Source organism: Actinomadura montaniterrae, from assembly GCF_008923365.1.
In the GTDB taxonomy this organism is placed as follows: domain Bacteria; phylum Actinomycetota; class Actinomycetes; order Streptosporangiales; family Streptosporangiaceae; genus Spirillospora; species Spirillospora montaniterrae.
This window is the reverse complement of record NZ_WBMR01000151.1, coordinates 1-22,696: the sequence shown is the minus strand read 5'-3', so window position 1 is coordinate 22,696 and position 22,696 is coordinate 1. Positions and strand designations below refer to the sequence as shown.

The window sequence follows — 22,696 nt, the reverse complement described above, 5'->3', positions numbered from 1 at the left end:
CGCTCGACTTGCATGTGTTAAGCACGCCGCCAGCGTTCGTCCTGAGCCAGGATCAAACTCTCCATCAAGGTCCAAACGACCACCCCAGGGGGCGAACCCCGAAGCAGCCAAACCTCAGAAGAAAATCCCAGCAACGCGATCCAAAGATCGCTTTGCCTCAAAGAAATCCCCACCACCTCCGAAGAGATGGCCACGGGGCGACCCGGCCTACTGGCCGAGTCGATAAAGGCACTGGCTTTTAACACGCTGTTGAGTTCTCAAGAAACGGACACCCACCGCGCCGGACCCGCTCCCGCGAGCCCCGCTCCGGGGCAACCCTTCTAACTTACCGGAACTTTCGCTCCTGTCAACCGACTCTTCCGAATCGATCTTCAGGTTCGTCGCCTGCCTCCCGCGTGCCATCACAGGCGACGAAGATCGCCTGTGTCTGATCTTGCGGAAGAGTCCCCGGGGCCGGCCACCTTGCGGCGTCCTGCATCCCCTCTCGGGCTGTCCACTCCAGGGTACCTCGCTCCGAAGCGAGCTTCGAACCGTTTTTCCCGGGTGGCTTCCCCTGGGGCCGTCCGCCTGCCGGCGTCCCGCATCCCCTTGGGGCAGGAAGAACATTAGGCAGGCGCGCACGGTCCGTCAAATCGGCGCGGCCACGGGCCGGACACGCTCTGGCCGTCGATCGGAAACCCCCAGGTCACGCGGATGCGAGGCGGTCGGCGTCAGTGCGGCGTCAGCCGGGCGTCAGTGCCTGAGGCGCGATGTGCGCGCCGTATCAGGGCCCTCGTTGAAGCTCGGTGATGTCGAACACGAGGGACTGGGAGAGGCCGACCGATGGACTACGTGATCCAGGCCGAGGGCCTGCGCAAGAGGTTCGGGGAGACGCACGCCCTGGACGGGGTGGACGTCGCGGCTAAGCGCGGCACGGTGCTCGGGGTGCTGGGCCCGAACGGGGCCGGCAAGACGACCGCCGTTCGGATCCTCGCCACGCTGCTGAAGCCGGACGAGGGCCGCGCCTCGGTCGCCGGATACGACGTGGTCAAGGACGCGGCGCGGGTCCGCGCGATGATCGGGCTGACCGGGCAGTACGCGTCGGTGGACGAGGAGCTGACCGGCACCGAGAACCTGGTGATGATCGCGCGGCTGCTGGACTTCGGCCGGGCCGACGCGAAGGCGCGGGCCCGCGAGCTGCTGGCCCGGTTCCGGCTCACCGACGCGGGGGCGCGCGCGGTGAAGACGTACTCAGGCGGCATGCGCCGTCGGCTGGACCTGGCGGCGAGCCTGATCAACCGTCCTGAGGTCATCTTCCTGGACGAGCCGACGACGGGCCTGGACCCGCGGGCCCGCAACGAGGTGTGGGACACCGTCCGCGAGGTGGTCGCCGACGGCGCGACCGTCCTGCTGACGACGCAGCAGCTGGACGAGGCGGACGCGCTCGCCGACCGGATCGTGGTCTTCGAGCACGGCCGGGTGATCGCGGAGGGGACGTCGGACGACCTGAAGTCGCGGATCGGGCGGCAGACCCTCGCGGTCCGGGCGACCGAGACGTTCCGGACGGCGCAGCTCACCGCGATCGTGGCGGAGCTCACCGGGGAGCGGCCGGAGGTGCAGGACGCGACGGGCCTGGTCACGGCGCCGGTGCAGGACCCGAAGCTGCTGCCCGCGCTGGTCCGCCGGCTGGACGAGGCGTCGATCGTGGCGGCGGAGCTGTCGCTGCGGCTGCCGAGCCTCGACGAGGTCTTCCTCACACTGACCGGGCACCTCGCCGAGGAGCGGCCCGCCGACCTGATCTCCGAAGGGAGCCTGGCATGACCACGATGACCGTCGACGCGCCCGTCTCGTCCGAGCCGCCCGCGCGGATCAGCCCGAGCCGGACGCTGCGGCACGGGCTGACGCTGGCGTGGCGCAACATCGCGCAGTTGAGGCATTCGCCGGAGAAGCTGCTGGACACGACGCTGATGCCGATCGTGTTCCTGCTGCTGTTCCTGTACGTGTTCGGCGGTGCGCTCGCCGGCAACACCCACGCCTACCTGCAGCAGTTGCTTCCCGGGCTGGTGGCGCAGATGGCGATGTTCGCCACGATGGGGCTGGGGACGGCGCTGAACGAGGACATCCACAAGGGGGTGTTCGACCGGTTCCGGAGCCTGCCGATCGCCCGGTCGGCGCCGCTGATCGGGTCGGTGCTCGGGGACACGGTGCGGTTCCTGACCGTGATGGTGGTGCTGGTCGGGTTCGGGTCGATCCTGGGGTTCCGCTTCCACACCGATCCGCTGTCGGTGCTGGGCGCGTTCGCGCTGGCGTACGTGTTCTACCTGGCGGTGTGCTGGATCTCGGTGCTGGTCGGGCTGGTGGCGCCGTCCCCGGAGACGGTGCAGGGCCTGGCGTTCATCTGGGTGATGCCGCTGACGTTCGGCAGCAGCGTCCTGGTGCCGAACACGTCGACGATGCCGGGCTGGCTGGAGGCGTGGACGAAGGTGAATCCGGTCACGCATCTGGCGGACTCGGTGCGCGCCCTGACCGTGGGCGGGCCGGTCGGCAACCACGTCTGGTACACGCTGGCGTGGGCGGCGGGGATCGTCGTCGTCACGTTCCCGCTGGCCATGCGGATGTACTCGCGCCGCGCCTGAGCGCGGTGGCGATGTCAGCGCGCGGCGGGGGCGCCGGCCCGGAAGCGGAGTGCTGGGTCGGCGTCCTTCGCCGCGTCCACGGCGTAGAGCATGTCGATGCCGGCCTTGAGGTAGGGGTATTCGGCGGCGAGGTAGGCGAGTTCGTACGGTCCGGCCGGCAGGCCGGACCGCCCCAGCATGGCGGCCACGTCGGCGGTCGCGTCACCCGTCGCGTCGGCGGTCGCGTCGGCGGGTGTGTCGTCGGTGCCGGGTCCGGTGGGGGCGGTCTCGGTCATCGGTCGTCTCCTTGGGCGGCGAGGGCGGGGACGCGGAGGTGCCAGTCGGTGACGCCCTGGTAGGCGTCGGCGGCGCGCAGGATGCCGGCCTCTCCGAACGCGGGGCCGGCGAGCTGGAGGGACAGCGGCAGCCCCGCGGCGGTGGCGCCCATGGGCGCGGCGAGTACGGGGTTGCCGACGGCGTCCCAGTACGGGGTGAAGAAGAAGCGGGACGCGGCGTCCACGTTGATGTTCCCGGCGGCGTCGGTGATGTCGTCGTAGCGCGGGGCGCCGATGCCGAGCGTCGGGGCGGCGATGAGGTCGACGTCGTCGAAGAGGCGGGCGAGCGCCTGCTGCGCGACGCGGCGGACGCGCTGCGCCTGGACGTAGTCGGCGCCGGTGGCGAGGGCGCCGCGGGCAAGCGCGAGGCGGGTGGACGGGACGTAGTCGTCCCAGCGGGCGGCGAGGCCGGCGCGGTGGTAGGCGAGGGCCTCGGCGCTCATCGTGACGTAGTTCGCGGTGATGGTCTCGGCCCAGTACGGCAGCGACACCTCGACGAGCGTCGCGCCGAGGCCGGCGAGGACGCGGAGGGCCTCGTCGAACGCGGGCGCAAGGGCGGGGTCGGCGTCGTCGGGAAAGTGATTCTCGCGGACGACACCGATGCGGACGCCGTCGAGCGTCCCGTCGAACTCGGGTGCGGTGTACGCGACGTCCACCGCGTCGGGGTCGGCGGGGTCGGGTCCGGCGATGGCGGCGAGGACGGCGGCGCAGTCGCGGGCGCTGCGGGCGAGCGGCCCGACGTGGTCGAGGCTGTAGCCGAGCGGGACGACGCCGGACTTCGGCACGCGCCCGAACGTGGGCATCAGCCCGGTGACGCCGCAGAACCCGGCCGGGATGCGGATGCTGCCGGCGGTGTCGGTGCCGAGCCCGGCCAGGAACATGCCGGTCGCGACGCCGCTCGCGGTGCCGGAGCTGGACCCGCCGGGCCAGGCGGCGGTGTCCCACGGGTTGCGCGGAATCGGGAACGGCCCGGACGGGTCGGGCATCCCGCACGCGAACTCCATGGTGCTGAGCTTCCCGGTGATCACCGCTCCGGCCGCCTTCAGCCGGGCGACGGCGGTCGCGTCGCGTCCGGCGCCCCACTGCGGGTCGAGGACGGTGCTCTGCGCCGTGGTGGGGCCCTCGGCCATCGCGATGACGTCCTTGACGCCGAACGGGATGCCGTGCAGCGGCCCGCGGTCGGTGCCGGCGGCGAGCTCCCGGTCCGCCTGCTCGGCGCGGGCCAGCGCGTACTCGTCGAAGCGGGCGAGGTAGGCGCCGAGGGTGCCGTCGAGCCGGTCGGCGGTGGCGAGGGCATCCTCGGTGAGGCGGACGCTCGTCACGGCGCCGGCGCGCAGCGCCGCGGCGGCCTCGGTCAGGGTCAGCGGTGTCGGCACGGGCGGGACGCTATGCGGCGTGGGTCACACCGCGCCGCGTCGGTCCCGGTCAGCGGAAGGTCCGGCGCCGGTCAGACCGTCTCGACGAGGGAGGAGACCTCCGCGAAGACGTCGTCGCGGGTGACGCCGCGGCCGCGCGCGTAGGCCTCGTCGAACGCGGCCTCGCCGATCTCGCGTCTGACCGCGGATTCGACGCGGCGGACCTCGTGCGAGCCCTCGTTCCGGAAGCCGAGCAGGCCGCGCGCGGTGCCGAGCAGCTCCGCGGCCCGGACGTGGTGGCCGCGTGCCGCGGCGAGCGCCGCGAGCCCCTCCAGCAGCGACGCCAGCATCGGGTTGCCGGTGATCCAGTCGTCGGGGAGGTCGTCCCAGGCGCGGGCGTGCCATGCGGTGGCGCCGTCGAGGTCGCCCTCCTCCTCGGCGAGGCAGCCGAGCCGGCAGTAGGTGAGCCGCGCCTCGCGGGTGAAGTCGGGCCGGTGCCGGCGCGGTTCGACCCAGTCGTAGGCGCGGGCGGCGTAGGCCCGGGCGCTGCCGATGTCGCCTTCCCGCAGCGCCAGCTCGCACTGCGCGAGCAGGGCGGACGCGGCGTCCGCGAACTCGCCGACGCGCTCCAGCATCGCCGCGGAGGTCTCCAGGTCGCGGCGGGCCTGCTCGACGTCGCCCAGCACCGCGCGCACGCGCGCGAGCCCGGTGAGGATCCCGGCGCCCGCCTCGGGGCTGAGGCCCTCGCGGGCGTAGCCGAGGGCCTCCTCGCCGTACCGGATCGCGTCGGCGAACTCCCCCCGCGCCACCGCCACCTGCATCATGCCGCTGAGCCCGATGATCAGCCCCCAGCGGTCGCCGAGTGCGCGGAACGCGTCGCAGCCCGCGGCCGCCTCGACGGCGGCCCGGTCGATCTCGCCGGCGTTCAGCGCGATGTGCCCGAGGATCACGTTGACGATGGCGTGCACCCACGGGTCGGGGTGCTCCTCCGCGGCCCGCAGCCGCCGCCGGGTGTCCTCCATGTCGCCGGCGAAGATGCTGCTCGCCGGGCCCACCATGGCGAGGCCGGGGTGGCGCGGCGACTCCGGCACGAACCGGATCACGTGCTCCAGCACCGCGCGGAGCGACTCCTTCGTCGTCCCCTCCATGGAGGCCATCTCGGTGATGAGGTCGGCGGAGATGACGCAGAGGGCGTACTCCTCCTCCATCCCGGGCGGCGCGGCGTCGCCGGCGATCTCGCGGACGGACCGCGCCCAGCCGCCGGCCTCCACCTCCATGTCGCGCATCATCCAGAACCACACCAGGCCCGCGACGAGGCGCAGCGCCATCGGCACGTCGCGGACGGCGGTCAGGTGGCGGAACGCGGCGCTGCAGTTGTCGCGCTCGGCGGACAGCCGCCCCGTCCAGTACAGCTGGTCGGCGCGGCGCAGCTCGGGCTCGGCGCGTTCGGCGAGGTCGACGCAGTACGCGGCGTGCTCGGAACGGACGCGGTCTGCCTCGCCCGCCTCCTCGAGCCTCTCCGCCGCGTAGACGCGGACGGTCTCCAGCAGCCGGTAGCGGACGTCGGCGTCGCCGTCCGCCATCACCAGCGACTTGTCGATGAGCGCGGCGATCGTGTCGATGACGTCGTCGGGATGCGGGGCGTCCGGGGCGTCCAGCCCGCACACCCGGACGGCGCTCTCGGGGTTGGCGCCGCCCGCGAACACCGACAGCCGGCGCAGCACGGCGCGCTCCGCGCCGTCCAGCAGGTCCCAGCTCCAGTCGACGACGGCGCGCAGCGTGCGGTGCCGGGGCAGCGCGGTGCGGCTGCCCGCGGTGAGCAGCCGGAACCGGTCGCCGAGCCGGTCGGCGACCTGCCGCGGGGTGAGGGAGCGCAGCCGGGCCGCGGCGAGCTCGATCGCCAGCGGGATGCCGTCGAGCGCCCGGCAGATCGCCACGACGTCGCCGGCCGTCGCCGCGTCGACGGCGAAGCCGGGGCGCACCGCCGCGGCCCGGTCGGCGAACAGCCGGATCGCGGCGTACCCGAGCGCGTCCGCCGGTTCGAGGTCGCCGTCCTCGGGCGGCAGCGGCAGCGACGGGACGGGGCACAGCGACTCGCCGGTGATGCCGAGCGGTTCGCGGCTCGTCGCGAGGATCCGCACGCCGGGGGCGTGGGCGAGGATGTGGCCGGTCAGTTCCGCGACCGCGTCGACGAGGTGCTCGCAGTTGTCGAGGATGATCAGCAGCCGCTTCGCGGTCAGGAAGTCGGTGAGCCGTTCGCGGGGATGCGTCACGCCGCGGGTCTCCCGGACGGTCTCGGGCACGCCGAGCGCCGCGATCAGGGACTGCAGCAGGTCGCCGGAATCGCTGACCGGGGCGAGCGCGACGAACCAGACGCCGTCCGGCATGGCGTCCAGCAGCCCGGCGGCGGTCTCGCCGGCGAGCCGCGTCTTGCCCGCGCCGCCCGGCCCGGTCAGCGTGACGAGCCGGGACTCGCGCAGCAGCTTGCCGATCCGCCGCGACTCCTCCTCGCGCCCGACGAAGCTGGTGAGCTGCGCCGGGAGGTTCGTCCGCGGCGGCTCGGCCGGGGCCGGGACCGGGATCGGCGGCGGGCCCGCGGCCGGCTCCGCCGCGGCGGGTTCGCGGCGCAGGATCGACAGGTGGACGGCGGCGAGCTCCGGGGACGGGTCGACGCCGAGCCGGTCGGCGAGCGCGCGCCGCGTCTCCTCGTAGACCTCCAGGGCGTCGGCCTGCCGTCCCGCCGCGTACAGGGCCCGCATGAGCTGCCCGCGCAGCCGCTCGCGCAGCGGATGCGCGGCGGCCAGCGGCTCCAGCTCAGCGACCGGCGGGACGGGCCGCCCCGCGGCGACCTCCGCGTCTACCCAGTCCTCGACGGCGGCGAGGCGCAGCTCGTCCAGCCGCCCGATCGTCCCGTACGCGTAGTCGGCGCCGGCGACGTCGGCCAGCGCGGGACCGCGCCACAGGTCCAGCGCGCGGCGCAGGCCGTCCGCCCGGCGGTCCGGGTCGCTCTCCTTCCGCGCGGCCGCGACGGCGCGCTCGAACGCGACCGCGTCGACCTCGCCGGGGTCGATGCCCAGCCGGTAGCCGCCGGGGCCGTGCTCGACCAGGTCGCGGCCCGCGACGCCCCGCAGCCGCGACACCAGGGCCTGCAGCGCGTTGCCGCCGCCCGCGGGCGGCGCGCCGTCCCACAGGTCGTCCAGCAGCCGCTCGGCCGACACGGGACGTCCCGCCTCGGCCGCCAGCCGGACCAGCAGCGCGCGCAGCCGCGGGCCGCTGACCTCGACGGGTCGCGCGGCCTCGTCCCGCACGGACAGCGGCCCCAGGATGCCGATGCGCACATGTCCCCTTTCCGGGTGCCATTGTCCCCGATGAGGAGACCCATCCCACCCGCCGTCCATGTGTGGACGGCGCATACCGGGTAGTCACCATCTATGCCCAGAGCACAGATCAAGGACGAGAAGAAGTACCAGAAGCTCCGCGACAAGGGCGAGAGCAAGGAGAAGGCGGCACGGATCGCCAACGCGTCCGCGGGGCAGGGAAGCAAGAAGGTCGGCCGCAAGGGCGGCAAGAACCCCTCGTACGACGACTGGACCAAGGACGACCTCATGAAGCGCGCCCGCGAGATCGGCATCGAGGGCCGCTCGTCGATGAACAAGTCGCAGCTCGTGAAGGCGCTGCGCGACCACTGATGGAACTGGTCTTCGTGCTGGACTGCGCGGACCCCGACGCGCTCGCGGACTTCTGGGCCGCCGCGCTCGGCTACGAGCGCGGCGGCTACGACCCCCCGTACGTCGCCCTCACCGACCCCCGCGGGAGGAACCCCCGGTTGCTGCTGCAGCGCGTCCCCGAGCCGAAGGTCGCCAAGAACCGCATGCACCCGGACCTGCGGGTCGCCGACATGGACGCCGAGCTCGCCCGCGTCACGGCGCTCGGCGCCACCGTCGTGCGCGGGCCGTTCGTCGACGACGGGTGGCCGACCACGGTCTGCGCCGACCCCGAGGGCAACGAGTTCTGCGTGATCGTCCCGCCCGGAAAGGAACAGGCATGAGCACCGTCGTCGACACGGCGCGCAAGCAGAAGGACCAGTACGCCGGGGACGCCGACCGGCCGCTCGGCTCCTACCTCGGCACCCTCGCCGTCTACGGCGTGACCACCACCGCGATGGCCCTGCTGGCCTGGAGGCGGCGCGGCCGGACGCCCGGCATCGGCCTCGCCGACCTGGCCCTGATGACGGTCACCACGCACAAGCTGTCCCGGCTGATCGCCAAGGACCCGGTGACGAGCCCGCTGCGCGCCCCGTTCACCCGCTACTCCGGGACGTCCGGTCCCGCCGAGCTCGCCGAGGAGGCCCGCGGGCACGGCGTCCGGCACGCCGTCGGGGAGCTGATCACCTGCCCGTTCTGCACCGGGCAGTGGGTCGCGACGGCGTACGCGGCGGGGCTGATCTTCGCCCCGGACGCCACCCGCCTCGCCGGCGCCACGATGACCGCGGTGGCGGGCTCCGACTGGCTCCAGCTCGCCTACGCCCGGCTCCAGCAGTCCGCCGAGAACTGACTCCACAATCGCCACATTCTTGACGTTTGCCCCAGTGGAATCGGGTACGGCCACCCTATGGAGCTGTCATTCCTCAAGACGCTGTACCAACGCCCGGGCCCCTACGTGTCGGTGTACGCCGACCTCACCCGGACGACCGAGGACGCGTCCAAGGCCGCCGAGCTGCGGTGGCGGGCGCTGCGCGCGGAACTGGAGGCCCAGCACGCCCCCAAGGCCACGCTCCGCGCCGTCGAGCGGACCATCGACGAGGAGATGGCGGAGCGCCGTTCCGAAGGCCTGGTGGTCTTCGCCGCCGACGGCGAGGTGCTGCACACCGACCGGCTCCCCGGCGCGCCCCGGAACGCGCACGCGTGCGTCGCCCCGCTCCCCCACGTCGTGCCCTACCTCGCCGACCGCGGCGACCAGTTCCCCCACCTGACCGCGATCGTGGACCGGCGCGGCGGCACCATCGACTGCGTCCACGCCGACGGCCGCCGCGAGCACATCGAGGTCGAGGGCGACGAGGACTACCCGATCCGCAAGACCAAGGCCGGCGACTGGAACCAGTCGCGCTTCCAGCGCTCCTCGGAGAACGTCTGGAAGGCCAACGCGAAGAAGGTCGCGCACAAGATCGACCGGGTGGCGGACCGCTGCGGCGCGGAGGCCGTGCTGATCGCCGGCGACACCCGCGCCCGCACCGCCGTCCTGGACGAGATCTCCGAGCCCGTCCTGGAGCGCACCGTCGAGGTCGACAAGAACACCGGCGCCGGGGACCCCGACCTCCGGGCCGAGCTGGACCGCGTCCTGAAACTGAAGACGACCGAACGCGTCATGGCGGTCGCCGAGCGCTTCGACCGCGAGCTCGCCAACGGCCAGCGCGCCGTCGCGGGGCTCCCCGCGACCGTCCAGGCCGTCCGGCAGGGGCAGGTGGAGACGCTCATCCTGGACGACGACCCCGATTCCCCGGCCCGCCTGTGGATCGGCCCCGACCCGAGCCAGGTGGCGGCCGACCCCGACGAGCTGCGCACTGAGTTCGGCGTCGCCGACCCCACCCCGGAGCGCGCCGACGCCGCCCTCGTCCGGGCGCTCACCGCCACCGACGGCGACCTGGTCGTCCTCCCGGCCGACGGCCCGAACGCGAACCTGCACGTCGGCGCCGTCCTGCGGTACGCCGCGCAGGTATGAGAAAAGGAGCGGGCGGACCCGCTCCTCATTTCGCGTGGAGCTATGGGGATTCGAACCCCAGACCTCCTCCATGCCATGGAGGCGCGCTACCAACTGCGCCATAGCCCCTTGCTCGGAGAAAAGCTTAGTGCACGTTGGGAGCACTTCGGACGCCGCGGGCCACGGAGGGCGTCCTCCGTGGCCCGCGGTGGGCGTCACTGGCCGTTGTTCGACTTGAAGACGTACCAGTGGTCGTTGAGCGTCGGGACGTGGACGGTGAGGCTTTTCGGCCATTCGATCGGCAGGCCGAGGAGGTTGTACTCCTGGGTCTTCTGCGGGGACTCGGCGGCGGGCCGCTGGGCGCTGTCGGTCGCGTTCGCCGGCGCCGGCGCCTTCGCCGGCGTCTGCGCCGGCGCCTTCTCGGCGGTGCTCGCCGAGCACAGGACCTTGCCGAGGTCCGGGGTGTTCGGGAGCAGCTTCAGCACCGAGAGCACGCGGACGGCCTTGGCGCAGTCCTCGTTGCTGTCGGGTGTCGAGGTGGTCGTCGTGCTGGTCGCAGGGCCGGGCGGCGGCGCCTCCAGCGCCGACGCGGGGGCCGCGACGGCCACGACCGAGGCCGCCGCCAGCGTGGCGGGCAGCAGCCCTCTTCCGGAGATCCGGCTTCGCATAGGTACAACCCTCATCTCGATCACATCACCACTACGTGGCGTGTTCCCGCGTGATCGATGCGGCGAAGCGCGGCCCGGCGAAAGGTAGCCGCCGCCATGGCCAAGGCTTTGCGGTCAGGGCGCCGTCGGCATCGCCGAGGTAGCCGCGCAGTGCCTCATTTCCAAGGCAACCCCCCACGGCGCCCGCATCCCGCTCAACCTGGGTAGATCACCGCGAACGGCCCGCACTCCGGCATGTCAGGTCCACCCGAGCCGGTCGCCGACCTCGTCGGGGGCGTAACCGCGCCGGCCGCCCTCGCCGATCCACACCATCCCGTCGGCCTCCGTGACGGCGCCGACGGCGTGCTCCTGCGGCATCCGCGGCTGCACCGCGAGCCGGACCTCCAGCCGCGGATCGAACCGGCGCAGCTCGTCGATGAGGTCGGCCACGGTGACCTCGCGTGTCGCTCCCCTGCGGTGTCTGCCCATACCCCGAATGAAACCATCCCCGCCGGACCACCCAGAACTTTCGTCCCACTATGTCCGTTTGATCTTTACCCAGCCCCTGCGCACCACCAGCAGGCGCGAAGCGCCGGGGGCAAGGGGGCGAAGCCCCCAAAGCGCGCGCAGCGCGCGCCGGGGGGCGTGGGGGCGGAGCCCCCACATCGGGGGGCTCGGGGGGTCGTCCCCCCGAAAAACACTGCGGGCTCTGGCGAAATCGCCCGAAGGGCGATGAGCACCAGAGCCCGACTCGTGGAGCTATGGGGATTCGAACCCCAGACCTCCTCCATGCCATGGAGGCGCGCTACCAACTGCGCCATAGCCCCGCGCGTCTGCGTGGACGTTCATCCCGCAGCGCTCCGCCAGTGTATAGGACACCGGGGGTGGGTCTCGAATCGTTCGGGCGTCAGGCTCCGTTGTCGGTGCGGTCGTCGCCGAGGACGGGCTCCGGGAGGGTGCCGGCGTTGTGCTCGGCGAGGCGCCAGCCGCCGTCGCGCATCTCGGTGATGACGGACCAGCAGCAGTTGGAGAGGCCGCCGAGGCGCTCCCAGGTCTCTTCGGGGAGGCCGAGGAGGTGGGACATGCCGAGGCGGAGCGCGGCGCCGTGGGACGCGACGACGAGCCGCCCGGTGGGCGGCAGGTCGTCGAGGGCGCGTTCGAGGGCGGCGCCGACGCGTTTAGCGACCTGGGCGCTGGTCTCGCCGCCGGGCGGCTGCCAGGCGGCGTGCTCCTCGGGGTAGCGTTCGCGGATCTCGCGGGCGGTGAGGCCCTCCCAGGCGCCGCCGTCGCGCTCGATCAGGTCCTTGTCGTACTGGACGGGGAGTCCGGTGATGTCGGCGAGGGCCTGGGCGGTGTCGGCGGCCCTGCGCAGCGGTGAGGCGAGCAGGGCGGTGGGGCGGAGCCCGGCGAGGAGCCGGGCGGCACGGTGGGCCTGGGCCACTCCGGTGTCGTCCAGGGGGATGTCGGTCTTGCCCTGGAATCGGCGTTCGACGTTCCAGGCCGTCTGGCCGTGCCGCCACAGCAGGAGGGTGCGTTTGCCGGGTTCGCGGGTGGGACGGGTGTCACTCACTCGCGCTCCCGACGGCGCGGGCGCGCTGCTTCATGTGGGCGTTGACGCTCTCGGGCAGCGCGATGAGGGGGCAGTCCTTCCAGAGCCGTTCGAGGGCGTAGAAGAGCCGGTCCTCCTCGTGCTGGATGTGCACGATGACGTCGGAGTAGTCGAGGAGGACCCAGCGGCCCTCGCGCTCGCCCTCGCGCCGGATGGGCTTGGCGTCGGCCTCCTCGCGGAGGCGCTTTTCGACCTCGTCGACGATGGCGCGGACCTGGCGGTCGTTGGGCGCCGAGCAGAGCACGAACGCGTCGGTGATGACGAGCTGCTCGCTCACGTCGTAGGCAAGAATGTCGTCGGCCAGCTTGTCGCCCGCCGCCTCGGCGGCGATCCGGACGAGCTGCGCCGCCCTGTCGGATGCGGTCACGATGCGCTCGCGATCCTCCCTGTAGGGGTCGTCTCGGCTAACACCTTCTCATGGGTGGCGGCCGGCGTCCCTGTTCGTCGGTGTCCGGGCTGGTACGGGCGTCCAGCCCCCTGTTCCAGGGTATGCGGCGCTCCGGGCTGATCGTCCGGGTGGAGATCCAGGTCAGCGATGCCGCCGGGGCGCTCTAGGCGGCGTCGGAGCGGTACAGGTCGCGCTTGTTGATGTACTGGACGATCCCGTCGGGCACCAGGTACCAGATCGGCTCGCCGGAGTGGACGCGCTCGCGGCACTCGGTGGAGGAGATCGACAGCGCGGGGACCTCCATGAGCGAGACCCGGCCGTCGGGCAGGCCGGGGTCGGCGAGGCGGTGCCCGGGACGGGTGACGCCGACGAAGTGCGCGAGTTCGAACAGCTCGTCGGTGTCGTGCCAGGTGAGCATCTTCTCCAGGGCGTCGGCGCCGGTGATGAAGAACAGCTCGGCGTCGGGTCCGTGGATCTGCCGCATGTCGCGGAGGGTGTCGACGGTGTAGGTGGGGCCGGGCCGGTCGATGTCGACGCGGCTGACCGAGAACGCCGGGTTGGACGCGGTGGCGATCACGGCCATGAGGTAGCGGTCCTCGGCGGCGGCGACCTTGCGGCCCTCCTTGTGGGAGGACAGGCCGGTGGGGACGAACACGACCTCGTCGAGGGAGTAGAAGTGGGCGACCTCGCTGGCGGCCACCAGGTGGCCGTGGTGGATCGGGTCGAACGTGCCGCCCATGATCCCCAACCGCCGCTTTTGCGTCATGGCGACGAGAATAGCCAGCCGGGGCGGCGCCCGGAACGTCCGCCCCGGCGGAGGCTCAGCTCAGGCCGGGCAGCGGCGGCCGGCCGTCGTCCCAGGACACGACGCGGACGGCCTTGCCGACCTCGACCCGGGGGACCGTCCCGTCGGGCAGGACGACCACGTCGGCGGTCAGGCCGAGCGCCTCGTGCAGGTCGTGGACGAGGCGCTCGCGCGGGTCGCCGGAGACCGCCTCGCAGGCGACGAGCAGCCGGACGGCGGGGCTGCGGCGGTCCACGACGAGCTGGTAGTGGGGCCGGACGAGCCCGGACCCGAGCAGCACCCGCTCGACCTCGCTGGGGTACACGTTGACGCCCCGCACCACGATCATGTCGTCGGCGCGCCCGACGACCTTGCTCATCCGGACGAGCGTCCGCCCGCAGGGGCATTCTCCGCGGGTGAGGGAGGCGATGTCGCCGGTGCGGTAGCGCAGCAGCGGCAGGGCCTGCTTCGTCGGGGTGGTGAAGACGAGCTCGCCGGGCGTGCCGTCCTCGACGGGCTCGCCGGTGGACGGGTCGACGGCCTCGACGATGAAGTGGTCCTCGTTGACGTGCAGGCCGTCCTGCTGGAGGCATTCGGTGGCGACACCGGGCCCGATGACCTCCGAGAGCCCGTAGATGTCCATCGCCTTGATGGGCAGGACGGCCTCGATCGCGGCGCGCAGCTCCGCCGACCACGGTTCGGCGCCGAACAGCCCGGCTTTCAGCGCGGGCAGTTCCACCCCCGCCTCGGCGACGGCCTCGCCGAGCCGGAGCGCGTACGCGGGAGTGCAGGTCAGGATGTCGGGACGGAGGTCGGCGAGCATGCGGACCTGCCGGTCCGTCATCCCGCCCGACATCGGCACGACGGTCGCGCCGAGCGCGACGGCGCCCTGGTGGATGCCGATGCCGCCGGTGAACAGCCCGTACCCGTAGGCGTTGTGCACGATGCTGCCCGGCGCCGCGCCCGCGCACGCCAGCGACCGCGCGCACATCGCCGCCCACAGGTCGAGGTCGGCCTTGGTGTAGGCGACGAGGGTCGGCCGGCCGCGCGTCCCGCTGGAGCCGTGTACGGCGGCGACCTGGTCGCGCGGCACGCTGAGCATCCCGAACGGGTAGCCGTCCCACAGGTCCTGCTTGGTGGTGAACGGAAGGCGCCGCAGGTCGGCGAGCGTCACGTCCGCGCCGCCGACGACGCCGGCCTCCTTGAGCCGGCGTCCCTGCAGGCCGCCGGCCGCGACGAGCCGGTCGACCAGCCCCCAGAGCCGGTGCCGCTGCAGCGCGGCCCGCTCGTCGGTCGACATCGCCTCGGCTCTGGGATCGAACATCGCGCCTCCCGGGCAGGCCACAGCCGGACGCGGGCCCCGCACCGGGGAACCCTCCGGCAAAGTGGTTCGTCGGAACTACCATGCCAGACATGACGGAGAACACACCGGATCGGGCACGGACGCGCTTTCCCGGGATCAGTTCCCGGGCCTACGAACACCCGGCGGACCGTTCGGCGCTCGTCGCGCTGCGCTCGCTGTCCGGGTTCGACGTCGTCCTGCGCAAGCTGTCGGGGCTGGTCAACGAGCGGTCGCTGCGGCTGATGTTCCTCGGCGGGACGGTCCGCGTCGGGGACGACCAGTTCCACCACCTGAACGACATGGTGCGCGACGCCTGCTACATCCTGGACATGCCGGAGGTCCCGGAGGTCTACGTCCGGCAGGACCCGACGCCGAACGCGATGGCGCTGGGCTCCGACCACCCGTTCATCGTGGTGAACACCGGGCTGCTCGACCTGCTCGACGACGAGGAGCTGCGGTTCGTCATCGGGCACGAGGTCGGGCACATCCTGTCCGGGCACGCGGTGTACCAGACGATGATGCAGATCCTGCTGCAGCTCGGGTCACGGCTGGCGTGGCTGCCGCTCGGCAACATCGGCATCGCGGCGATCATCATCGGGCTGCGCGAGTGGTTCCGGAAGGCGGAGCTGTCGTCGGACCGGGCGGGGCTGCTTGCCGGCCAGGACCTCGACGCGGCGAAGCGGGTCAACATGAAGCTGGCCGGCGGGACGCGGCTGCACGAGATGAGCAGCGAGGCGTTCCTGCAGCAGGCCCGCGAGTACGACGCGGCCGGCGACGTGCGGGACGGGCTGCTGAAGTTCCTGAACCTGCTCGGGCAGTCGCACCCGTTCGCCGTCATCCGGTTCGCGGAGATCGACCGGTGGGCGCGCAGCGGCGAGTACGAGCGGATCCTCGCGGGCGACTACCCGCGCCGCGACGACGACGGCAGCGCCTCGGTCAGCGACGAGATCAAGAACGCGGCGAAGTCGTACCGGGACTCGTGGGAGCGGACCGCCGACCCGTTCGTCGGGAAGGTCCGCGACATGGCGGACGCGGCGGCGAGCGCCGCGGGCGGCCTGTTCGACCGCATCAACCGCCGCAACGGGTCCTGACCCGGAGAAGACCAGGGCCGCCGTGACACGGACACGGCGGCCCTACTTGTTCAGTCCCGGCCCACGGTGCTCGCCTGGCGGCTCGCACCGTGACCGTTCCTGGGCGAACGCGGCATCGCTTCGCGATCTTCGCGGGGAGGCTCGCCTTCGGCTTCGCCTCCCCGCTCAGTTGACGCGTTCGCGTGTCGGTTGCGGTCGTCCAGGTCTTGTTAGAACGGGGCGGGGACGAGGAGTTCGACGTTGCGGTCGGTGGCTTCGCCGCGGCGGTGCTCGGTGCGCTCCTGCCAGTCGTTGCCCGCCAGCTCGCGCGACAGCGACGCGAGGTGGACGGGGTCGGCGAGCCGTCCGCCGTAGGAGGCGGGGCCGGCGGAGTCGACGATCGTCGCGAAGACCGACAGGGTGCCGTCGCGGTTGTCGGCGAGCTCGACGATGCGGCTCTGCTGCGGGAAGTCGATGTGCGCGGCGGTGTTCACCTCCCAGAACCCGCCGCCGGTCTTGCGGGCGTGCGGGATGACCTGGTTGCGGTGCGTGTGCCCGTTCACCCACAGGACGACGTTCGGGTAGCGGAGCAGGAGCGCCTCCACGTCGTCGCCGAGGACGCGGCCGCCGCCGAGCGGGTTCGTCAGCGAGGCGATGGGGTGGTGGCTGAACAGGACGAACAGCCGGTCCTTGACGGTGCGGTGCACGGCGGAGCCGTCGGCGGCGAAGGAGCGGCTGCTGCCCGCCTTGAGCTGCGCTTCGAGCCACGCGAACTGCGCCTTGTCGAGCGAGCCCTCGGAGTAGCCGTTCGGGTTGACGGTGTCGAGGACGAGCCCGCGGACGATGCCGCGGTCGAAGGCGTAGTAGGCGGTGCCGTCGCGGAGGTTGGCCTGGGTGAAGCCGTGGCCGCGCAAGGACGCGGACGTGCGGAAGTGCTCGGCGACGACCTCGGCGCGCGACAGCATCCGCCGGTCCTTGTCGGGGGTGACCTGGCGGAACAGGCCGCCCGCGCCGCCCTGCTCGCGGCTGAGCCGGACGAGTTCGGCGGCGTCGGCCTTCTGCATCATGCGGGCGAGGCGCTGCGCCTGCGCGTCGTCCGCCGGTGCGCCGATCTTGATGCCGCCGGTGGCGAGTCCGGAGACGAGCGGGTTGACGGGCAGGTTGCCCTGGACGAGGCCGTCGTGGTTGCCGAACGCGGCGAGCCACGGCATCGTCAGGCCGGTCGCCTGGAAGGGCCGCCGCGCGGCGTCGATCAGGCCCTTGACGTGCGGGAACCCGTACTTCGCCATGGGGATGTCGGGCTGCGCGCCGGGCGGCGGGCCGTCGGGGTGCCAGAAGGCGCGGTCGTAGGACGCGGTGTCCATGACGCCCTCGTACCGGTTCGGGTCGCCGGAGTCGGGGCGGATCCGGCCGCCGTCGAGCAGGTCGATGATCCAGCGGAGCTCGTTGTACTGGACGTTGTCGGCGGCGTCGCCGGTGTTGATGGTGAACGACAGGCCGAGGCCGGTGGCGGGCCCGCGCCCGACCCCGTTGATCGCGCGGACCATCGCCTCGGCGACCTGGGTGGTGAGGATCTCCTGCGGCCGGTAGGCGCCCTCGACGGGCAGCATCCCGACGGCGTCCTTGAGCCGGTCGGCGAACTCGACGCGCGCCGGTGACTGCGCGTCGATGATGTGCACGTCGGTGAGCTGCCCGAACGCCAGGACGCCGCGCCGGGTCGCGGCGCGCTTCGGGGAGGCGGCGCCGCCGAGGTCGCGGCGGAGCAGGTGCGGTTCGCCCGGCCCGGTGGTGACAGGCCGGTAGCCGCCGGCGCCCGCCGCGCCGAGCAGGTACGTCCGGTCGAGGGTGGTGCCGGCGGCGGGGCCGCGCAGCGGGGCCGCGGCCGCCGCGGCGGCGGGGCGGGCGGGGAACGCGGCGAGTCCGGTGGTGGCGATCCCCGCGCCGAGGGCGGCGCCCTTCAGGACGCGGCGGCGGCTGATCTCAGGAGTCACATGCCGCATCAGACCATGGCGAGCAACGTGACATCAAGGGTCACAGTGTCACAATTCCGCCGGGCCGCGTCCCGAGGGCGGCTCAGCCGCGCAGGTGCCCCTCGCCCGTGACGACGTACTTGGTGGACGTCAGCTCCGGCAGCCCCATCGGGCCGCGCGCGTGCAGCTTCTGCGTCGAGATGCCGATCTCCGCGCCGAACCCGAACTCCTCGCCGTCGGTGAACCGCGTCGAGGCGTTCACCATGACGGCGGCCGAGTCGACCAGCGCGACGAACCGCTTCGCGGCGGGCTGCGACGTGGTCACGATCGCCTCGGTGTGCCCGGAGCCGTACGTGCGGATGTGCGTGACGGCGTCCTCGAGGGAGTCGACGACGCGGGCCGCGATGTCCAGCGACAGGTACTCGGCGTACCAGTCGTCCTCGGTCGCCTCCACCACGCCGTCGCCGTACGAGCGGATCCGCTCGTCGCCGTGCACGGTGACACCCGCGTTCTTGAGCGCTTCAAGCGCGCGCGGGACGAACGCGTCGGCGATGTCGGCGTGCACCAGGAACGTCTCCGCGGCGTTGCACACCGACGGGCGCTGCGTCTTGGCGTTCAGCAGGATGTCGACCGCCATGTCGACGTCGGCGGCGGCGTCCACGTACACGGCGCAGTTCCCGACGCCCGTCTCGATGACGGGGACGGTCGACTCCTCCACCACCGAGTTGATGAGCGAGGCGCCGCCGCGCGGGATCAGCACGTCGACCAGCCCGCGCGCGCGCATCAGATGCTTCACCGACTCGCGGGACGTGCCCGGGACGAGCTGCACCGCGTCCGCCGGCACCTCCGTGCCCGCGAGCGCCGCCTGCATCACCTGCACCAGCACGGTGTTGGAGTCGTGCGCCGACGACGAACCGCGCAGCATCGCCACGTTCCCGCTCTTCAGGCACAGCGCGGCGGCGTCCACCGTCACGTTCGGACGCCCCTCGTAGATGATCCCGACGACGCCGAGCGGCACCCTGACCTGCCGCAGCTCCAGCCCGTTCGGCAGCACGCTCCCGCGCACCGACTCCCCCACCGGGTCGGGCAGCACCGCGACCTCGCGCACCGCGTCGGCGATCCGCGCGATGCGGCCCTCGTCCAGGCTCAGCCGGTCGATCATGTACTCGGACGTGCCGTTCTCGCGGGCCCGCGCGACGTCCGCCGCGTTCGCCTTGACGATCTCGGGGGCCGCGGCGGCCAGCGCGTCCGCGATCGCGTGCAGCGCCGCGTCCTTCGCCGCCCGCGGCAGCGGCGCCAGCCCCGCCGCCGCCTCCCGGGCGCGCCGCGCCACCATCAGGAACTGCTCGCGCTCGCTCATCGCGAACTCCTCACTGCTCGGTCAGGACCACCAGGTGGTCGCGGTGGATGATCTCGCGCTCGTACTCGGCGCCCAGCTCGCGCGCCAGCCAGCGGGTCGAACGCCCCATCAGCTCGGGGATCTCGGACGCGTCGTAGTGCACCAGGCCGCGCGCCACGACCCGGCCGCCGGGGTCGCACAGGTCGACGGGGTCGCCGGCCGCGAAGTCGCCCTCGACGCCCGTCACGCCGGCGGGCAGCAGCGACTTGCGGCGCCGCACCACCGCGTCGACGGCGCCCGCGTCCAGCGTGACGCGGCCCTGGCCGGTGGTGGCGTGCGCGAGCCACAGGTCGCGCGTGGACATCCGGCGGGCGTCCGCCGGGTGGAACAGCGTGCCGACCTCGTCGCCGGCCAGCGCGTGCGCCGCGGACGCCGCGTTCGTCAGCACCACGGGGACGCCCGCGATCCGCGCCGCCTCGACCTTGGTGACCATCCCGCCGGTGCCGACCCGGCCGGACCCGCCGAGCTCGACGTCCGCGAGATCGGCCGGGCCGTGCACGTCGGCGATGCGGCGGACACCGGGACGCCGCGGGTCGCCGGTGTACAGCGCGTCGACGTCGGACAGCAGCACGACCGCGTCCGCGCGGGTCAGGTGCGCGACCAGCGCGGCGAGCCGGTCGTTGTCGCCGAACCGGATCTCGTCGGTCGCGACCGTGTCGTTCTCGTTCACGATCGGCAGGATGCCGAGGGTGATCAGCTGCTCCAGGGTGCGCTGCGCGTTGCGGTGGTGCGACCGGCGGATCATGTCGTCCGCGGTCAGCAGCACCTGCCCGACCGTCACCCCGTACCGGGCGAACGAGGAGGTGTAGCGGGCGAACAGCAGGCCCTGCCCGACGCTCGCCGCCGCCTGCTGCGTCGCGAGGTCCCGCGGCCGCCGGGTCAGCCCGAGCGGGCCGAGGCCCGCCGCGATCGCGCCGGACGACACGAACACGATCTCGGCGCCGTCGGCGCGGCGCGCGGCGAGCACGTCCACCAGCGCGTCAATGCGGTTCGCGTCGATCGTGCCCTGCGGGGTGGTCAGCGACGACGAGCCCGCCTTCACCACGATCCGGCGGGCCTTCCCGATCGCCTCGCGCTCGCTCATCGAGCCTCTCTCCTCCGGGGGGTGCGAACCTAGCGGTGGCCGTCCAGGCGGCGGTCGGTGCCGCGCGGGCCCGCCGTCGCCTCGCCGGCGGCGATCTCCGGCTCCCAGTCGAACACGATCGAGTCGTCCGGGGTGCCGATGAGCACGGTCGCGCCGGCGCTCGCGCCCGCCTCGGTCAGCGCGTTCTCCACGCCGAGCCGCGCCAGCCGGTCCGCGAGGTAGCCGACGGCCTCCTCGTTGGCGAAATCGGTCTGCCGCAGCCACCGCACCGGCTTCGCGCCGGTGATCAGGTAGGTGTTGTCGCCGAGGTCCTTCACCTCGAAGTCGGCGCCGCCGTCGACCGGCTCCGGCCGGATCACGATCCGGGTCGGCTCCGCCGGCGGCAGCGACGCCCGGTGCTCCTCGACCATCGCCGCCATCGCGAACGACAGCTCCCGCAGCCCCTCGTGCGACGCCGCCGACACCTCGAACACCTTGAACCCGCGCGCCTCGAACTCGGGCCGCACCATCTCGGCGAGGTCGCGCGCGTCCGGTACGTCCACCTTGTTCAGCACGACGATGCGCGGGCGGTCCGACAGCGGCCGGTCGCCGAGGACCCGGTCGTAGGCCTGCAGCTCGCGCTCGATGACCTCGAAGTCGCTGACCGGGTCGCGGCCCGGCTCCGGCGTCGCGCAGTCCAGCACGTGCGCGAGCGTCGAGGACCGCTCGATGTGGCGGAGGAACTCAAGGCCCAGGCCGCGGCCCTCGCTCGCGCCCTCGATCAGGCCCGGCACGTCCGCGACGGTGAACGCGGTGTCGCCCGCGCTCACCACCCCGAGGTTCGGGACCAGCGTGGTGAACGGGTAGTCGGCGATCTTCGGCTTGGCCGCCGACAGCGCCGCGATCAGCGACGACTTCCCGGCGCTCGGGAAGCCGACGAGCGCCACGTCCGCGACGCTCTTCAGCTCCAGCACCACGTCGCGCTCCTCGCCCGGCTCGCCGAGCAGCGCGAACCCGGGCGCCTTGCGCTTGGCGGTCGCGAGCGCCGCGTTCCCGAGGCCGCCCTGGCCGCCGCGCGCGATGACGAACCGGGTGCCCTCGCCGACGAGGTCAGCGAGGATCGTGTCGCCCTCCTTCACCACGGTGCCGTCCGGGACGGGCAGCACCACGTCGGCGCCGTCCGCACCGGTCCGGTGCCCGCCCTGCCCGGGACGCCCGTTCGACGCCTTGCGGTGCGGCCGCCGGTGGTACTCCAGCAGGCTCGCCGCGTTGGAGTCCACGACCAGCACGACGCTGCCGCCGCGGCCGCCGTTCGCCCCGTCCGGGCCGCCGAGCGGCTTGAACTTCTCCCGGTGGATCGACGCGCAGCCGTTGCCGCCGCTGCCCGCGGCGACGTGCAGCACCACCCGGTCGACGAACTGCGCGCCCGAACCCGCTCCAGCGGCCACGGTGGATCCTCCTCGGTGTCGGCCCTCGGACGGGGCGCCCCGCGGACGGGACGCCCATGAACAGGGCAAAGGGGCGGACCTTCAGCGGTCCGCCCCTTGGAAAACGTCTGATGCAGGCGGACTACTCCGCCGGCGGGACGATGCTCACGGCGTTGCGGCCGCGGTACCGGCCGAACTGCACCGCGCCCGCGACCAGCGCGAACAGCGTGTCGTCGCCGCCGCGCCCGACGCCGGGGCCGGGGTGGAAGTGGGTGCCGCGCTGCCGGACGATGATCTCGCCCGCGTTGACGACCTGGCCGCCGAACCGCTTCACGCCGAGGCGCTGGGCGTTGGAGTCGCGACCGTTACGGCTGGACGATGCGCCCTTCTTGTGTGCCATGTGACCGCTCTCCCTTACTTCCCGGAGTTGATGCCGGTGATCTTGACCTCGGTGTACGGCTGGCGGTGGCCCATCCGCCGCTTGTAACCGGTCTTGTTCCGGTAGTGCATGATGTTGATCTTCGGGCCCTTGACCGCGCCGAGGATCTCGGCGGTCACCTCGTAGCGGGCCAGGTCGGCCGAGCCGCTGACGACGTTGTCGCCGTCCACCACCAGCAGCGCCGGGAACGTGACGGTCGAGCCGACCTCGCCGGCCAGCTTGTCGACGGTCAGCACGTCATCGACGGCGACCTTCTCCTGCCTGCCGCCTGCGCGGACAATCGCGTACACCGCGGAAACCTCTCGTCTGCGCGCGCTTCCGGACTGAACCGGTCCCACGCGTGGTCTACCAGCCCCCGGATGAGGGCCTACCCCCGGCACCGGGCCGAAGGCGGCACGCCAGGGCGGAACCCCGGCGCTCTCTGCTGTTCCCCGCCGGATCGGCGGAGTGCGCACCGGACGAGCCCCGGACGGGCCTCGCGGTGCTGGTCCGGACGCGCCACAACGCGCGCCGAACCCCAAGTGTACTGCATCCCCTGCGCCCGCCGCGTCGTGCCGGCCCGGCCCTCCGCCGGGCC

The 22,696-nt window shown here is 73.0% G+C and carries 22 protein-coding genes, 2 tRNA genes and 1 rRNA gene; 7 read left to right on the top strand and 18 right to left on the bottom strand.

What is annotated here, in order from left to right:
- Positions 1-68 (bottom strand): 16S ribosomal RNA (locus F9B16_RS35550); the annotation flags it as partial.
- Positions 69-822: 754 nt separating this feature from the next.
- Between F9B16_RS35550 and F9B16_RS35545 the strand changes: the two genes are divergently transcribed.
- Positions 823-1,800 carry an ATP-binding cassette domain-containing protein gene (locus tag F9B16_RS35545; RefSeq protein WP_151544609.1) on the top strand — a complete coding sequence of 326 codons (978 nt, stop codon included), beginning with the start codon at positions 823-825 and terminating at the stop codon, positions 1,798-1,800.
- A complete protein-coding gene (locus F9B16_RS35540; protein ID WP_151544608.1) occupies positions 1,797-2,615 on the top strand; it encodes an ABC transporter permease in 819 nt (272 codons plus the stop codon). Before F9B16_RS35545 ends, F9B16_RS35540 begins: the two co-directional genes overlap by 4 nt.
- Before the next feature lie 14 nt (positions 2,616-2,629).
- Here the strand turns inward: F9B16_RS35540 and F9B16_RS35535 are convergent, their stop codons facing one another.
- From F9B16_RS35535 to F9B16_RS35525, 3 genes are all read right to left on the bottom strand, one after another.
- Positions 2,630-2,890 (bottom strand): hypothetical protein, encoded by a 261-nt coding sequence (locus F9B16_RS35535; RefSeq protein WP_151544607.1) that lies wholly within the window; start codon positions 2,888-2,890, stop codon positions 2,630-2,632.
- Positions 2,887-4,305, bottom strand: a complete 1,419-nt coding sequence (locus F9B16_RS35530; RefSeq protein WP_225992227.1) for an amidase — start codon at positions 4,303-4,305, stop codon at positions 2,887-2,889. The genes F9B16_RS35535 and F9B16_RS35530 overlap by 4 nt, the downstream gene beginning before the upstream one ends.
- Positions 4,306-4,376: 71 nt before the next feature.
- A complete protein-coding gene (locus F9B16_RS35525; protein WP_192809153.1) occupies positions 4,377-7,622 on the bottom strand; it encodes a BTAD domain-containing putative transcriptional regulator in 3,246 nt (1,081 codons plus the stop codon).
- A 93-nt stretch (positions 7,623-7,715) separates the two neighbouring features.
- Here F9B16_RS35525 and F9B16_RS35520 point away from each other — a divergent pair, with 93 nt between their 5' ends.
- The 4 genes from F9B16_RS35520 to F9B16_RS35505 are packed head-to-tail and all read left to right on the top strand — an operon-like array spanning position 7,716 to position 10,002.
- A complete protein-coding gene (locus tag F9B16_RS35520; protein WP_151544605.1) occupies positions 7,716-7,973 on the top strand; it encodes a DUF7218 family protein in 258 nt (85 codons plus the stop codon).
- On the top strand, positions 7,973-8,332 hold the full coding sequence (locus tag F9B16_RS35515; protein ID WP_151544604.1) for a VOC family protein: 360 nt from the start codon (positions 7,973-7,975) through the stop codon (positions 8,330-8,332). The genes F9B16_RS35520 and F9B16_RS35515 overlap by 1 nt, the downstream gene beginning before the upstream one ends.
- Positions 8,329-8,838 (top strand): DUF1360 domain-containing protein, encoded by a 510-nt coding sequence (locus tag F9B16_RS35510; RefSeq protein ID WP_151544603.1) that lies wholly within the window; start codon positions 8,329-8,331, stop codon positions 8,836-8,838. Before F9B16_RS35515 ends, F9B16_RS35510 begins: the two co-directional genes overlap by 4 nt.
- 57 nt (positions 8,839-8,895) lie before the next feature.
- Entirely contained in the window at positions 8,896-10,002 is a 1,107-nt protein-coding gene (locus F9B16_RS35505; RefSeq protein WP_151544602.1) for a baeRF2 domain-containing protein, read from the top strand.
- A gap of 35 nt (positions 10,003-10,037) precedes the next feature.
- Here F9B16_RS35505 and F9B16_RS35500 read toward each other — a convergent pair.
- The 8 genes from F9B16_RS35500 to F9B16_RS35465 form a co-directional block, all read right to left on the bottom strand.
- Positions 10,038-10,110: transfer RNA gene (locus tag F9B16_RS35500), tRNA-Ala, on the bottom strand.
- Positions 10,111-10,196: 86 nt separating this feature from the next.
- Entirely contained in the window at positions 10,197-10,649 is a 453-nt protein-coding gene (locus F9B16_RS35495) for a hypothetical protein (RefSeq protein ID WP_151544601.1), read from the bottom strand.
- 237 nt (positions 10,650-10,886) lie between these two features.
- Entirely contained in the window at positions 10,887-11,117 is a 231-nt protein-coding gene (locus F9B16_RS35490) for a hypothetical protein (protein ID WP_151544600.1), read from the bottom strand.
- A gap of 265 nt (positions 11,118-11,382) precedes the next feature.
- Positions 11,383-11,455: transfer RNA gene (locus tag F9B16_RS35485), tRNA-Ala, on the bottom strand.
- Between the two features lie 80 nt (positions 11,456-11,535).
- A complete protein-coding gene (locus F9B16_RS35480) occupies positions 11,536-12,198 on the bottom strand; it encodes a histidine phosphatase family protein (RefSeq protein ID WP_151544599.1) in 663 nt (220 codons plus the stop codon).
- Positions 12,191-12,604 (bottom strand): ribosome silencing factor, encoded by a 414-nt coding sequence (gene rsfS / locus F9B16_RS35475; RefSeq protein ID WP_151544598.1) that lies wholly within the window; start codon positions 12,602-12,604, stop codon positions 12,191-12,193. The genes F9B16_RS35480 and rsfS overlap by 8 nt, the downstream gene beginning before the upstream one ends.
- A gap of 184 nt (positions 12,605-12,788) precedes the next feature.
- Positions 12,789-13,391, bottom strand: a complete 603-nt coding sequence (nadD, locus tag F9B16_RS35470) for a nicotinate-nucleotide adenylyltransferase (protein ID WP_151544597.1) — start codon at positions 13,389-13,391, stop codon at positions 12,789-12,791.
- Between the two features lie 55 nt (positions 13,392-13,446).
- Positions 13,447-14,733 (bottom strand): phenylacetate--CoA ligase family protein, encoded by a 1,287-nt coding sequence (locus F9B16_RS35465; protein WP_225992226.1) that lies wholly within the window; start codon positions 14,731-14,733, stop codon positions 13,447-13,449.
- Between the two features lie 89 nt (positions 14,734-14,822).
- Between F9B16_RS35465 and F9B16_RS35460 the strand changes: the two genes are divergently transcribed.
- Positions 14,823-15,842 carry a M48 family metallopeptidase gene (locus F9B16_RS35460; protein ID WP_151544596.1) on the top strand — a complete coding sequence of 340 codons (1,020 nt, stop codon included), beginning with the start codon at positions 14,823-14,825 and terminating at the stop codon, positions 15,840-15,842.
- 209 nt (positions 15,843-16,051) lie between these two features.
- Here F9B16_RS35460 and F9B16_RS35455 read toward each other — a convergent pair whose 3' ends face one another.
- The 6 genes from F9B16_RS35455 to rplU all read right to left on the bottom strand — a co-directional run bounded on the left by F9B16_RS35455 (position 16,052) and on the right by rplU (position 22,409).
- Positions 16,052-17,821, bottom strand: coding sequence for a TIGR03767 family metallophosphoesterase (locus F9B16_RS35455; protein ID WP_192809152.1), 1,770 nt, complete (start codon positions 17,819-17,821; stop codon positions 16,052-16,054).
- A 73-nt stretch (positions 17,822-17,894) separates the two neighbouring features.
- Positions 17,895-19,151 carry a glutamate-5-semialdehyde dehydrogenase gene (locus F9B16_RS35450; RefSeq protein ID WP_151544594.1) on the bottom strand — a complete coding sequence of 419 codons (1,257 nt, stop codon included), beginning with the start codon at positions 19,149-19,151 and terminating at the stop codon, positions 17,895-17,897.
- A gap of 10 nt (positions 19,152-19,161) precedes the next feature.
- Positions 19,162-20,274, bottom strand: a complete 1,113-nt coding sequence (proB, locus tag F9B16_RS35445; protein WP_151544593.1) for a glutamate 5-kinase — start codon at positions 20,272-20,274, stop codon at positions 19,162-19,164.
- Between the two features lie 29 nt (positions 20,275-20,303).
- Entirely contained in the window at positions 20,304-21,701 is a 1,398-nt protein-coding gene (obgE, locus tag F9B16_RS35440; RefSeq protein WP_151544592.1) for a GTPase ObgE, read from the bottom strand.
- Positions 21,702-21,822: 121 nt separating this feature from the next.
- Positions 21,823-22,080, bottom strand: coding sequence for a 50S ribosomal protein L27 (gene rpmA / locus F9B16_RS35435; RefSeq protein ID WP_151544591.1), 258 nt, complete (start codon positions 22,078-22,080; stop codon positions 21,823-21,825).
- 14 nt (positions 22,081-22,094) lie between these two features.
- Entirely contained in the window at positions 22,095-22,409 is a 315-nt protein-coding gene (gene rplU, locus F9B16_RS35430; protein ID WP_151544590.1) for a 50S ribosomal protein L21, read from the bottom strand.
- Between the last annotated feature and the right edge of the window lie 287 nt (positions 22,410-22,696).

Coding starts and splice junctions, on each gene's coding strand:
- F9B16_RS35545 (WP_151544609.1), top strand. CDS start 823: ATGGACTACGTGATCCAGGCCGAGGGCCTGCGCAAGAGGTTCGGGGAG.
- nadD (WP_151544597.1), bottom strand. CDS start 13,391: ATGACGCAAAAGCGGCGGTTGGGGATCATGGGCGGCACGTTCGACCCG.
- F9B16_RS35515 (WP_151544604.1), top strand. CDS start 7,973: ATGGAACTGGTCTTCGTGCTGGACTGCGCGGACCCCGACGCGCTCGCG.
- F9B16_RS35465 (WP_225992226.1), bottom strand. CDS start 14,733: ATGTTCGATCCCAGAGCCGAGGCGATGTCGACCGACGAGCGGGCCGCG.
- F9B16_RS35540 (WP_151544608.1), top strand. CDS start 1,797: ATGACCACGATGACCGTCGACGCGCCCGTCTCGTCCGAGCCGCCCGCG.
- F9B16_RS35510 (WP_151544603.1), top strand. CDS start 8,329: ATGAGCACCGTCGTCGACACGGCGCGCAAGCAGAAGGACCAGTACGCC.
- F9B16_RS35450 (WP_151544594.1), bottom strand. CDS start 19,151: ATGAGCGAGCGCGAGCAGTTCCTGATGGTGGCGCGGCGCGCCCGGGAG.
- F9B16_RS35520 (WP_151544605.1), top strand. CDS start 7,716: ATGCCCAGAGCACAGATCAAGGACGAGAAGAAGTACCAGAAGCTCCGC.
- F9B16_RS35535 (WP_151544607.1), bottom strand. CDS start 2,890: ATGACCGAGACCGCCCCCACCGGACCCGGCACCGACGACACACCCGCC.
- F9B16_RS35505 (WP_151544602.1), top strand. CDS start 8,896: ATGGAGCTGTCATTCCTCAAGACGCTGTACCAACGCCCGGGCCCCTAC.
- F9B16_RS35490 (WP_151544600.1), bottom strand. CDS start 11,117: ATGGGCAGACACCGCAGGGGAGCGACACGCGAGGTCACCGTGGCCGAC.
- proB (WP_151544593.1), bottom strand. CDS start 20,274: ATGAGCGAGCGCGAGGCGATCGGGAAGGCCCGCCGGATCGTGGTGAAG.
- F9B16_RS35495 (WP_151544601.1), bottom strand. CDS start 10,649: ATGCGAAGCCGGATCTCCGGAAGAGGGCTGCTGCCCGCCACGCTGGCG.
- F9B16_RS35455 (WP_192809152.1), bottom strand. CDS start 17,821: ATGCGGCATGTGACTCCTGAGATCAGCCGCCGCCGCGTCCTGAAGGGC.
- F9B16_RS35460 (WP_151544596.1), top strand. CDS start 14,823: ATGACGGAGAACACACCGGATCGGGCACGGACGCGCTTTCCCGGGATC.
- rpmA (WP_151544591.1), bottom strand. CDS start 22,080: ATGGCACACAAGAAGGGCGCATCGTCCAGCCGTAACGGTCGCGACTCC.